This is a genomic window from Winogradskyella schleiferi (assembly GCF_013394655.1).
In the GTDB taxonomy this organism is placed as follows: Bacteria; Bacteroidota; Bacteroidia; order Flavobacteriales; family Flavobacteriaceae; genus Winogradskyella; species Winogradskyella schleiferi.
On record NZ_CP053351.1, the window covers coordinates 4,445,664 to 4,458,016 of the forward strand.

Consider the following 12,353-nt stretch of genomic DNA (forward strand, 5'->3'; position numbering starts at 1 on the left):
ATTAAGAAAATGGGTGTTTTATAGACAAAAATTTAAAGTTGTCAAAATTATAGTATTTCTTTAAGGAAATCAGATAATTGGGTCTTAAAAATGTGATAAAAATTAAGGGTTTATTTTATTAGATATGTAATTCTTAGTGAATTTCGTACCATGAATAGACGAATTTTGTGTTAAGTATAGGGTGAATTGTTACGAGTTCTTTCTTCTTTCTCATTCAGAGCAAATTCGAAGTATGAAAGAGTAAAGGGTTGAAAAATAAAAACCCAAACGTTTCCGTCTGGGTTTAGTTAAAATAATAGTGTAGCGATGATGCTAAACGTATTTTATTTTTTCAATGAATCTCTGATTTCCTTTAAGATATCAAGTTCAGATGGTCCTGCTGGTGCAGCTGGTGCAGGTGGCGTTTTTGTTTTGTTATAAGCCTTTACAATCATAAACAATACAAAACCAACAATAATCAAGTTGATTATAGTATTAATCCACTTACCATACATAATGGCATTTTCCGGTTTAGTAACTACACCATCAGCTCCAACAACTGCAGGAGATAAAACATGCTTCAGGTCTGCGAAATCTACGCCTCCAGCAAAATTTCCAACAATAGGCATCATAATATCAGATACAAACCCGTTGACAACCATACCTACAGCTCCTGCAAGTATTACAGCGACTGCCAAATCAATGACATTACCTGTCATTATAAAATCTTTAAATTCTTTTAACATTGTTAATGTGTTTTAATAGTTAGTAATTAGTAAATAAGACACTAAGGTAAATAAAAAAGTCACATATTTGTTAAAAAATAGTATGTTTAGGGTATAAAAACACGCTTAACACGCTGGGAAACGGCAGTAATAATTTCATAGGAAATAGATTTTGCCGATTCCGATAACGTACTCGCTTTATATTCAGAATTAAAGATAACTACTTCGTCACCTTCTTTACAATCTATATTAGTAACGTTTACCATGATCATGTCCATACAGACATTGCCAATTATTGGTGCTTTTTGTCCGTTGATAATTACAAAACCATTGCCTTTACCATAAATTCGGTTAATGCCATCTGCGTGACCAATTGGTATGGTTGCCGATTTTTCATGTCCATTGGAGGTATAAGCTCTATTATAGCCTACTGTTTCGTCTTTTTCGATCTCGTGAATTTGAGAAATTACAGATTTTAAGCTGGCTATGGGTTTTAGGTTTTTGTCTTCTTTAGCAGAATTACCAAAGCCATAAAGTCCAATACCGCATCTAACCATGTCAAAATGTGCTTTGGGATAATTGAGAACACCAGAAGTATTGCAAAGGTGTAACCAAGGTTTTATGCCTGATTTAGTTTCAAACGTTTTTGCTATGGCATTAAACCTTTCAATTTGAAGCTTGCTAAAGTCTAGTTCGTTAAAATCTTCACTCGCCGCTAAATGAGAAAATAAAGATGTCACTTTAATTGAATCGTTGTTTTTAAGTTTAGAAACTATCCCATCAATATCATTCTCTTTAAACCCAAGTCTATTTAATCCTGTATTGAATTTTAGGTGAATTGGGTAATTCTTTTGGGATTGTGCTACAGCAATTGTTCTAAATTCATTTAAAATATGAGTACTATAAATACTGGGCTCTAAGCAGCGTTCTATAATAGTTTTAAAATTTATCGGTTGCGGATGAAGCACTAAAATAGGAGTGGTAATTCCAGCATCCCTTAAAATGACACCTTCTTTGGCATAAGCCACAGCAAAATAATCGACATTTAATTTTTGAAGATGCTTGGCGATTTCTACCGAGTCACTGCCGTAAGCAAAGGCTTTTACTACAGCTAAAAATTTAGTTTGCGGTTGTAATTTCGATTTTAAATAATTGAAATTATGGGTCAGTGCACTCAAATCAACTTCGAGAACAGTTTCATGGGCTTTAGGCATTCCGTTTTTGGTCTTTAGAATCTATTTCCTCGGCATCATTCACTTTCATTTGTCGTACTTTATCGCGTTGCATACTTTTATAATAGGCAGCTCTGCTCAAAGGTTCGTATTCATCCACTTCGCCAAGTAACACCAAATCGTCGCTCAATGCTTTTCTGTAACTGTATTGCGCTAAATTTCCTGTTTTGGTGCAAACCGCATGTACTTTAGTGACGTATTCTGCGGTTGCCATAAGATTTGGCATTGGACCAAACGGATTGCCTTTAAAATCCATATCCAAACCAGCAATAATAACTCGAATCCCCTTGTTTGCCAAATCATTACAGACACGTACAATCTCATCATCAAAAAATTGCGCTTCGTCAATACCAACGACATCACAACCATCTGCTAAAATCGGGATATTAGCAGCTGCAGGCACTGGCGTGGAGCGGATTTCATTGGCATCGTGAGAAACCACCATGTCTTCATCATAGCGTATATCTACGGCTGGTTTGAAAATCTCAACCTTCTGTTTAGCAAATTGCGCACGCTTTAGTCGTCGGATTAATTCTTCGGTCTTTCCTGAGAACATGGAACCACAGATGACTTCAATCCACCCAAATTGTTCTTTCTGATTTACTGTATTTTCGAGAAACATTTTGTAATTTTAGCACTAAATGAAGTCGGACTTCGTTTTTTTATAAAGGTCTCGCAAATTTATTAAAAATCAAAAGTAAAATTCAGGAAAAGATGAAAAAGAAATTAGAATCAGAATTAGTTAGTATAGCGCATAGAATTCTGAAACTGACAGGTCGAGAAGATGTTGATCAACTGCACGAAGAAGTGTCTAAACTTTACGAAAAATTGACAGTTTTGAAATTTGCCCAAGAAAATTTTGAAGATAAAATGCCAACTATTGGTCATGATTCTTCGTTTTTTGATATGTTGGATACCGCTTTTAATAATAAAGTAAGCGACAATATTGAAGTTGAGGATAAAACCTATATTAACTTAGATGAGGTAGAAAATGATGACATTATGGAACCTGTAATGACAAAAATCAAGGATATGTTTGAACATATGCCTAAAGAAACCAAACCAGTTGATCCTGTTTTGGAAAAAGCCCTCGCAAATAAAACAGAATCATCTTCGTCTTCCACAGAATTTGAAACGATTACATCAGGCTTTGATTCGATCCCAGAATTTGAACCTATTGAAGCCGCTAAAAAGCGTGAAGCAGAATCAGAAAAAAAATCCCTTAACGATAAATTAAAAGGAAAACGTTTAAATATTGGACTCAACGATAAATTGGCATTTATAAAACATTTATTTGAAGGTAAAAGCGAAGATTACGATCGTGTAATTTCTCAGATAAACACGACGAATTCTTTAGAAGACGCAAGAAAATTAATCTTCGACATGGTAAAACCAGACTATAATAATTGGGAAGGAAAGGAAGCATATGAAGTGCGCTTTATTGAGGCTGTTGAGGGACGGTTTAGTTGAATTAGTGAGTCCTTCCATTCGCGTTAAATAGTTCAATTTTTTTTAATTGACTATTTGTTATTTTGCTATCATATTTCAGGATAAGCCCATTAAAGTCTAAAGTTAGAATATTATAAAAGATTCCCGCTTTCTCGGGAAATTAATATGAGTAAACTTTATATCGTTCCAACACCAATAGGAAATCTAAAAGACATCACATTTAGAGCCATTGAAGTGCTTAAAGATGTGGATTTAATTTTAGCTGAAGACACCAGAACTTCGGGAAAACTGTTGAAGCATTATGAAATCACTACGCAAATGCAAAGCCACCACATGCACAACGAACATAAAACGGTGGATGGCTTAATCGAAAAATTAAAATCAGGATTAACCATTGCCGTAATCAGTGATGCAGGAACACCTGCCATTTCGGACCCTGGATTTTTATTGGTTAGAGCTTGTGTAGAACATAACATTGAAGTCGATTGTTTACCTGGAGCCACAGCATTCGTGCCAGCATTGGTCAATAGTGGTTTGCCCAATGATAAGTTTGTGTTTGAAGGTTTTTTACCTGTAAAAAAAGGAAGACAAACCAGATTATTTTTACTTGCCGAAGAAACCAGAACCATTATTTTTTATGAAAGTCCACATAAATTAGTAAAAACCTTAGGACATTTTTGCGAGTATTTTGGAGAGGACAGACCTGTTTCTGTATCAAGGGAAATAACCAAACTTTACGAAGAAACCATTAGAGGCACCGCCAAATCCGTTTTTGAACACTACACCAATAAACCACCAAAAGGAGAAATCGTTATTGTGGTTGCTGGAAAAAAGTAAATGGGTTAACCTTTAAGCCCACAGCATCATCTTTTACCAATAAGAAGTCATAATTTACTGTTCAAATTAAAATTATGAAAACCAAACACTATAATGTCTTTGTTATTGGTAGCGGAATTGCAGGTCAGACGGCAGCAAAAGCTTGTGTAGAAGCAGGCTTGACAGTTGCCATTTCAGATAAAAGAGAATTTGGAGGAACTTGCTCAACTAGAGGTTGTGACCCTAAAAAAGTACTCATACAGTTTGCAGACTTGATGCAAAACTCAAAACAACTTGAAAGTTTAGGGATTAAGAAAACACCAAAAGTTAAATGGAAAGCGGTTCAAAAATTTAAAAAGTCATTTACCAAACCCGTACCAGTAAATACCGAAAAAACTTTAAAGGCTCTAGGCATTGATTTATATCATCAATCACCAAAATTCAAAAATGAAAACGAATTGGTGGTTGAGGGCAAGACCATATCTGCAGATACATTTGTGATTGCCACAGGTTATGTACCAAGAGATTTAGAGTTTAAAGGTGCAGATTTATTAAAAACGAGCGATACGATTTTAAAGTTAAAAAAGATTCCGAAGTCGGCCATATTTATAGGTTCTGGTTATGTTGGTATGGAGTTTTGCTTTATGCTCTCCACAATGGGTTGCAATGTGACGATGATTGAAGAAGGCGAAAGAGCACTTACGCAATTTGATGCATTTTTAGTTGAAAAACTGACCAAGGTTTTAGAAAAGAATGGTGTAGAATTTATATTCAATGCAACACCTACAAAAGTTGAAAAGCTAAAGAAGAATAAGAAATTAACCTACGAAAAAGGCGGTAAAACAAAAACGGTTAAAGCCCGAAAAATATTTAATACGGCTGGTAGAGTTCCAGCTATTGACATGCTAGATTTAGTAAATGCCAATATAAAAGCAGATGAAACAGGTGTGTTGGTCAATGATTTTATGCAAAGCGTAAGTCATAAAAAGGTGTATGCTTGTGGCGACGTATCCAGTAAATCGTTGCCATTAACTCCTCTCTCTGGATTGCAAGGTTATATTGCAGGCTATAATATTGTGCATGGTAATAAAAAAGAATTTAAGGATCCATTAGTACCATCCGTAGTATTTACCAAACCGCAATTGGCGAGTGTTGGCTATTCTGAAGAAGAAGCGAAAAGCAGATATAAAAAGGTAAGCGTGTATAAAGGCGATGCTTTAAATTGGTACAATGCCAAAAAGGAAAACGCAGAAGCTTATGCCTATAAAATTTTAGTAAATGAACGTACACAAAAAATTGTAGGCGCTCATTTATTGAGTTCACAGGCAAATGAAACCATAAACATTTTTGCGACTGCGATAAATAATGACATGACTGTCGGTGATTTTAAACAAATGATTTTTACTTATCCATCTTATGCCAATGATTTAAAGAGTATGTTGAAGGATGAAGACTAGACCATGCAGGATTTTCTCAAGGATATAAGAAATTGTACTATTTGCAAAGCAAATCTACCATTGGGACCTAACCCAATTGTAAGCGCACATAGGAATTCTAAGATTATATTATTGAGTCAAGCGCCTGGGCGCATTGCTCATGAAAAAAGTAAAGCTTGGGACGATCCTAGCGGAAGACAATTACGCCAATGGCTGAATGTTTCTGAAGAACAATTTTATAATCCTGAAAACTTCGCTATTGTTCCTATTGGATTTTGTTATCCTGGCAAAGCAAAAACAGGAGATTTACCACCAAGACCAGAATGTGCGCCGCAATGGCATCAACAATTATTGGATAAAATGGGGCATGTTGAGTTGATTATTTTAATAGGTGCGTATGCACAAAATTATTATTTGAAGGATAAAAAGAACTTGACAGAGCGCGTTGGAAATTATAAAGACTATTTACCAACGTATTTTCCAATTCCGCATCCTTCGCCGACTAATCGGTTTTGGAGAAGCAAGAATCCTTGGTTTGAAATGGATATTATCCCAGTTTTACAAGATAAAATTGAAAGATTATTAAAAGTTTAAGTCCTTTTAAAACAAAAACCTCGCAAATACACGAGGTTTAAACATTACATTGGGAGTAACCAACTATTCCTTCTTAGTCGTTATTATAATTACGCCATTTGGCGAATTGTATTTTTCCAGTGCTTGTTCTCCTTTTAAAACCTCCACTTTTTCTATTTGTTGTGGTTCAAGCTCTTCTAATGCTGCTTGGGAAGCTATTTCTCCATCAATAATTACAATTGGTTTTTTTTGATTTTCAGACTTTTCATCTGTTACGGAAAGGCTCATTTTATCATTGAGATTTGTTGTAATTAAAATCACACCATTTGATGTGTTATATAATGCTTCAGCTTCTTCACCTTTTATAACATTAACCGATTCTATTGTACTCTGATCTATTAAATCCATTGAAAAATCAAATTTTTTCCCGTCAACAAAAATTAATGGTTTTTTGTCTTCCTTAACCTTTACCAGCAATTCTGTTTTATTCTGGTTTTGAGCAAAAATGCTAAAGCTACATAATGCTAGAAAAGTTAAAGTGAATGCTATTTTTTTCATAATATTTAATTTTAAAGTTTAAGTTTATTCCTTTGTTGCATATACGGTAACTAAATCACTGTCAAAAATTATTTCTCGATTCGCGTTTTGTTCAATGTCAGAAAACATACTTTTGGCTTCCATTAATAACGCTTCCTTTTCCCAAAGACTTTGAGTGTTTTCTTGCTTATTTTTGTTGTATAACGTAAAAAGTAATACAATTGAAGCTGCAGCGATTACGACTCTTTTTAATAGCCTTGTCTTGGGTTGTGTTTTTTTCTCAAAGGACTGCCAAAGCCTTTCATTGAAATCATCTGTGATTTGTTTTTTATTTTTTTTCTCAAATTTTATCCAATCCAATAACGGAAAATTAAAATTAATAGAAGCGTTCTTAAGTAAAAACCGCTCTTCTTCCAAAGACGTTAGTCCGTTTTTATATTTTTCAAAAATTTCTTTAGTATGCTCCTTTTTCATAATCATATGTTTTTAGAAGTACGCTACCTATTTGTTTTCTTGCTCTAGAAATTAAAACTCGTGCATGCGTTTGTTTAATGTTTAATGCTGCGGCAATTTCTGTAAATTCATAACCATCTATATCTCTCATTAAAAAGACTTCTTTCTGTTGTAATGGTAAAGTTTTTAAAATTTCAGTTATAATTTGATTAAGCTCTTGCCATTCAATACTGTTTTCGTCTTTAGACGTCATAATTTTTAGATGTGCTCCATCATAAGGTTCAATTTTCTTTTTTCTAAGAACATCCAAGCAATAATTACGAGCAGTTAAAAAAACAAAGCCATTGATATTCGGATGATTTTTAAGTTTCCTTCTTTTTTGCCATATTTTAATCATTATCTCTTGGATGGCATCTTCAGCCTTTTCATGAGAACCTAAAATTCTTGAAACCATTGGAAATAGCTTTTCTGATAAGACAAAAACAGTATTTTTAAATTCTAACTTGGTCATCTTACTTTAATAACGTTATAGAAGTGGAATGTGTAACAGTAAAAGGTAATTATTTAAAAAATTTGAGTCTATCGTAAACAGAAACAGATGACAAACTTTATTTGATAGTCCCTATTTTAAAGACAAAATAGTTTAGGTATGAGCAAAAAAACCTCACTATCACTAGCAAGGCTCATTTAATTTTTAAAACGAATTATTAGTAACAGTGAGCAATTGATCCCGATAGCTATCGGGAGCGACTGAGACTGTAAACTAATACTGTGACCCATCATGCTTACCAACCTCAAATCCATGTTTCCCCAAATATTGATTCCCACTTTCCACAGCACCTTCTTCGATATCAGTTCCCATAGAATCATTCCAACGGTTCAAATAGCCAAAGAGTGAAATCACACCTAACATTTCAACAATTTCACCTTCATCCCAATGTTGATATAAGCGCTCTTTAATTTCTGCATTTACAGCGTTTGGCACTTGCGAAGCAGCCAAACTAAAATCCAATGCCGCACGTTCGGCTTCATTAAAAGCAGGATGTGTTTTATAGTCCCAAATATGATCCAGTTGGTCTTGTTCTGCACCATAGCGGTCCGCAGCTCTAATGGCATGTGCTTGGCAATAACGGCATCCCGTAGAATTACTACTGACCCAAGCAATCATGCGTTTTAAAGCTGAGGTCACACGACCTTCATTGGCCATAACGGCTTTATTCAAATTGATAAACGCTTTACTTATTGCAGGTCTACGTTGCATGGTCAATACCGAATTTGGGCAAAACCCAAGCGTTTCGTTAAAGAATTCTGCAAGTTCTTTGGTTTCTAAATCGTGTTCTGCAGATAAAGGAGTTACTAGTGCCATTTTATAAGGACTTAAAAGTTAGGAGTGCCTAAAATACTTAAAGTTTATAGAAGTGCCTAAAGTGCGCTAAAGTTATAAGTACTTAAAGTTGATGGTAAATCACATTTATTATTCATATGCAGCTAACTTTAGTGTTTCTAAGTACTTGTAATTTTTTAAATGTTAAGCTAACTTTAGGCACTCTAAGTACTCTAGGCACTTTTAACTTCTAAAGATGATTTTAAAGTAAAAATAAAACCTGTCAATTTAATCAGTTATAGTTAACTTTAGGCACTCTAAGTACTTATAACTTTCTAACTTCTGAAACAATTTAAAACTTCAAACATGGCAGATAAAATAACAACACATTGGAAAGGAAACATGGTTTTTGAATCTGATAATCCAAGATGGCCATCGATTATGATGGATGCTTCCGAAGAATTTGGTGGTACAAATTCGGGAATGGCACCTAAAGCGATGATGTTATCGTCTTTGGCTGGTTGTTCTGGATTGGATGTCATCTCAACACTCAATAAAATGAAAGTCGAAATTGACGATTTTAAAATGGATGTTTCTGGCGAATTAACTGAAGAGCATCCTAAATATTACCATTCGGTCGTTGTGGATTATCATTTTTATGGTTCAGATTTAAATAAGAAAAAATGTGAGCGCGCTGTCAACTTATCGGTTGAAAAATATTGTGGCGTTATGGAAATGTTTAGACGATTTGCTAAGGTTGAAACTAACATTCATTTTCATATTATTTTAGAGGGATAATTGTCAATATTTACCTGACCCATAAGCTTTTTATCTCGAAAACTTTCGGGACTACAGGTCTAAAATTTTAGAAAAAAGAGAAATTAAAAGGGGATTATGCGTTGGACACTTAAACCAAAACCACAAGCATCAAAAGTTGAAGAACTAAAAACGACACTTCAAGTCGATGACATCATTGCTACCTTATTATTGCAACGAGGTATCGATAGTTACCAAGCCGCCAAAACATTTTTCAGGCCCAGTTTTGAGGACCTTCATGATCCATTCTTAATGAAAGATATGGCCATTGCTGTTGCTCGAATCGAAAAGGCTATCGAAAACCAAGAGAATATTATGGTTTATGGTGATTATGACGTTGATGGTACAACCTCTGTGGCTTTAATGTCTTCCTATTTAAAAACGAGAACCCAAAATGTGGCAACCTACATTCCAGATCGTTATGATGAAGGTTATGGGATTTCATATAAAGGTATTGACTTTGCTGACGATAATGGCTTTTCATTGATAATTGCATTGGATTGTGGTGTAAAAGCCATTGATAAAGTCGCTTATGCCAAAGAAAAAGGTATTGATTTTATTATCTGCGATCATCATAGACCAGGAGAAACTATTCCAGATGCTGTTGCGGTATTAGATCCAAAACGAGACGATTGCGACTATCCGTTTAAAGAATTATGTGGTTGTGGAGTAGGTTTTAAATTAATAACCGCTTTGGCTTCAAATCAGGGACAAACCGTTGAAGATTTAGTGGAATATCTCGATTTGGTGGCTACTGCGATTGGTGCGGATATTGTTCCTATTGTGGATGAAAATAGAGCTTTGGCATATTTGGGGTTACAGGTCATAAACACCAATCCAAGACCAGGCATGAAAGCTATAATAGCTGAAGTGAAAAAAGACGAACTCACGATTACAGATGTCGTTTTTATCATCGCTCCAAGGATCAATGCCGCAGGACGAATGAAACACGGTAATCATGCTGTGACACTTTTAACTGAAACGGACTTTAATCTTGCCGCTGAGTATGCGGTTGATATTGATCAATTTAATACAGACCGAAGAGAAACAGATAAACGCATTACGCAAGAAGCTTTAATTCAAATTGAAGAAAAAAACGAACAAGAAGGATTTACCACAGTCGTTTATGACGAAACTTGGCACAAAGGTGTCATTGGAATTGTGGCTTCGCGTTTAATAGAAACCTATTACCGACCAACATTGGTATTTACTAAAAGTGGCGATAAATTGGCGGCATCTGCGCGTTCGGTTTCTGGTTTTGATGTCTATAATGCTTTGGAAGCGTGTTCGGAACATATAGAGCAATTTGGTGGCCATAAATACGCAGCAGGATTAACCTTGTTGCCAGAAAATTATGAAGCGTTTAAAGCAAAGTTTGAAAGTGTGGTAAAAGAAACCATAGATCCAAAATTATTAACACCAGAACTTAAAATCGATTTAAATATTGAGTTGAGCCACGTTAATAATAAACTATTACGCATTATCCGCCAGTTTGCACCGTTTGGTCCAGGCAATATGTCGCCTGTATTTATGTCGCAAAATATAAAAGATACGGGTTGGGGAAAATGTGTTGGTGAAGATGATAAGCACCTGCGCTTAACGGCAACACAATCATTTAATGATAAAATCGTCTGTATTGGATTTGGTTTAGGCGATAGAATAAACATCATAAAGGATAAAAAATTATTCAGTGCAGCCTATTCCATAGATGAAAACCATTGGAATGGTAATGTGAGTTTGCAGTTAAAATTGAAGGATATCAAGGCTTGAAGATATAAATTTGACAAGACCTTTCAGGTTTTTAAAACCTGAAAGGTCTTGTAAATAGAACCTCGAAGGCATTTTGTGTGGAATTAATTTCAGTATCTAGAAACTGACATATTCAAAATATAATCCACTATCTTTAAGTTGATTATAAACCTTATGAAACGGCTCATTTTATTTCTCTTCAGTCTTAGTTGTCTTATTTCAACAAGTCAAAATTTGGTATTAAACCCAAGTTTTGAAGAATTTCATGACTGTCCATTAGAAGTGAGTTTGTTTGATCAAAATGTTACAAACTGGACCATACCCAATAGCGGAACAACAGATTATTTTAATTCGTGCAGTGAAAAAATGGCGTTTAAGAACTTTAATGGGTATCAAAACGCTAGAACAGGACAAGGATATGCCGGAATTTATATGCATTTCAAGAATGATTATAGGGAATATATTCAAGGCACCTTAAAATCGACCTTAAAAAAAGGGGAAAAGTACCAGGTTGCATTTTATATCAGTTTAGCAGAAAATTCGAGATATGCCCTTAAAGAATTTGGGATAATGATGACGTCTGAAAAGTTCAATACTTTTAAAAGCAAGGTTAATTTAAATGCTAAATTACTTGCTAAGCGAATTCCCAATTTAAAATTCCGTCCAACGTTTAATAAAACGTTTTATGATAGTTCTAAAGATTGGATGGAAGTTACATTCACTTATACGGCAGATGGATTTGAAAACTATTTTGTCATAGGAAATTTCAACACCAATGCAGATACTAAAAAAAAGCAAACCAGAACATCCAAATATGAGCCCTTTTCATATTATTACATCGATGATGTTTCAATTGTACCACTTAAAAATTTAAAAGAAACCATTGAGACTAATGCCATTTATACCGTTAAAAATGTTTTGTTCGAATTTGATAAAGCTGAATTATTAGAGGTTTCTATAATAGAACTCGATAAGCTTTACGAGCATCTAAAGGAAGAATTTATTTTAAATATTGAAATTTACGGTCATACGGATACTATTGGTCTAGAAATGAGAAACCGAGAATTATCAGAAGAAAGAGCAAAAGCTGTCGCTGATTATTTAATTGCAAAAGGGATCGATTCCAAAAGAATTAAATATTATGGTTTTGGAAGTACACAACCTATTTCAAGCAATGAAACAAAAGAAGGCCGGCAATTAAATAGACGTGTTGCATTTAAGTTGATACAAAACTGAAATAAGACCACAGCTTATTTTACATTTG

General features: G+C 34.5%; 14 protein-coding genes. 7 read left to right on the forward strand and 7 right to left on the reverse strand.

All coding sequences use genetic code 11. The features are described from left to right. Window positions 1–323: 323 nt before the first annotated feature. The 3 genes from mscL to HM990_RS19280 all read right to left on the reverse strand — a co-directional run bounded on the left by mscL (window position 324) and on the right by HM990_RS19280 (window position 2,558). The gene (gene mscL, locus HM990_RS19270) at window positions 324–725 is read right to left on the reverse strand and encodes a large conductance mechanosensitive channel protein MscL (RefSeq protein ID WP_178991567.1); all 402 of its coding nucleotides are present in this window, start codon (window positions 723–725) and stop codon (window positions 324–326) included. 86 nt (window positions 726–811) lie between these two features. Beyond that, window positions 812–1,918 (reverse strand): alanine racemase, encoded by a 1,107-nt coding sequence (gene alr, locus HM990_RS19275; RefSeq protein ID WP_178991569.1) that lies wholly within the window; start codon window positions 1,916–1,918, stop codon window positions 812–814. Beyond that, window positions 1,911–2,558, reverse strand: coding sequence for a thymidine kinase (locus HM990_RS19280; RefSeq protein ID WP_178991571.1), 648 nt, complete (start codon window positions 2,556–2,558; stop codon window positions 1,911–1,913). The genes alr and HM990_RS19280 overlap by 8 nt, the downstream gene beginning before the upstream one ends. 92 nt (window positions 2,559–2,650) lie before the next feature. Here HM990_RS19280 and HM990_RS19285 point away from each other — a divergent pair, with 92 nt between their 5' ends. The 4 genes from HM990_RS19285 (at window position 2,651) to HM990_RS19300 (ending at window position 6,231) form a co-directional block, all read left to right on the forward strand. After that, complete coding sequence (locus HM990_RS19285) at window positions 2,651–3,406, forward strand: hypothetical protein (RefSeq protein ID WP_178991573.1); 756 nt, start codon at window positions 2,651–2,653, stop codon at window positions 3,404–3,406. 144 nt (window positions 3,407–3,550) lie between these two features. After that, entirely contained in the window at window positions 3,551–4,222 is a 672-nt protein-coding gene (rsmI, locus tag HM990_RS19290; RefSeq protein ID WP_178991575.1) for a 16S rRNA (cytidine(1402)-2'-O)-methyltransferase, read from the forward strand. Window positions 4,223–4,296: 74 nt separating this feature from the next. Further along, window positions 4,297–5,658 carry a dihydrolipoyl dehydrogenase family protein gene (locus HM990_RS19295; protein ID WP_178991577.1) on the forward strand — a complete coding sequence of 454 codons (1,362 nt, stop codon included), beginning with the start codon at window positions 4,297–4,299 and terminating at the stop codon, window positions 5,656–5,658. A 3-nt stretch (window positions 5,659–5,661) separates the two neighbouring features. Further along, window positions 5,662–6,231: a uracil-DNA glycosylase family protein gene (locus tag HM990_RS19300; RefSeq protein ID WP_178991579.1), complete on the forward strand. Its 570-nt coding sequence runs from the start codon at window positions 5,662–5,664 to the stop codon at window positions 6,229–6,231. A 63-nt stretch (window positions 6,232–6,294) separates the two neighbouring features. Here HM990_RS19300 and HM990_RS19305 read toward each other — a convergent pair whose 3' ends face one another. The 4 genes from HM990_RS19305 to HM990_RS19320 form a co-directional block, all read right to left on the reverse strand. Then, on the reverse strand, window positions 6,295–6,768 hold the full coding sequence (locus HM990_RS19305) for a hypothetical protein (protein WP_178991581.1): 474 nt from the start codon (window positions 6,766–6,768) through the stop codon (window positions 6,295–6,297). Window positions 6,769–6,792: 24 nt separating this feature from the next. After that, a complete protein-coding gene (locus HM990_RS19310; RefSeq protein WP_178991582.1) occupies window positions 6,793–7,221 on the reverse strand; it encodes a hypothetical protein in 429 nt (142 codons plus the stop codon). Beyond that, complete coding sequence (locus HM990_RS19315) at window positions 7,202–7,711, reverse strand: RNA polymerase sigma factor (protein ID WP_178991584.1); 510 nt, start codon at window positions 7,709–7,711, stop codon at window positions 7,202–7,204. The genes HM990_RS19310 and HM990_RS19315 overlap by 20 nt, the downstream gene beginning before the upstream one ends. Before the next feature lie 252 nt (window positions 7,712–7,963). Further along, a complete protein-coding gene (locus HM990_RS19320) occupies window positions 7,964–8,566 on the reverse strand; it encodes a carboxymuconolactone decarboxylase family protein (protein WP_178991586.1) in 603 nt (200 codons plus the stop codon). 324 nt (window positions 8,567–8,890) lie between these two features. On the opposite strand from HM990_RS19320, the gene HM990_RS19325 reads away from it, so the two are divergent. The 3 genes from HM990_RS19325 (at window position 8,891) to HM990_RS19335 (ending at window position 12,325) form a co-directional block, all read left to right on the forward strand. Next, complete coding sequence (locus HM990_RS19325; RefSeq protein WP_178991588.1) at window positions 8,891–9,322, forward strand: OsmC family protein; 432 nt, start codon at window positions 8,891–8,893, stop codon at window positions 9,320–9,322. A 96-nt stretch (window positions 9,323–9,418) separates the two neighbouring features. Beyond that, window positions 9,419–11,110, forward strand: a complete 1,692-nt coding sequence (recJ, locus tag HM990_RS19330) for a single-stranded-DNA-specific exonuclease RecJ (RefSeq protein WP_178991590.1) — start codon at window positions 9,419–9,421, stop codon at window positions 11,108–11,110. A gap of 153 nt (window positions 11,111–11,263) precedes the next feature. Then, a complete protein-coding gene (locus tag HM990_RS19335) occupies window positions 11,264–12,325 on the forward strand; it encodes an OmpA family protein (protein WP_178991592.1) in 1,062 nt (353 codons plus the stop codon). Window positions 12,326–12,353 lie beyond the last annotated feature (28 nt).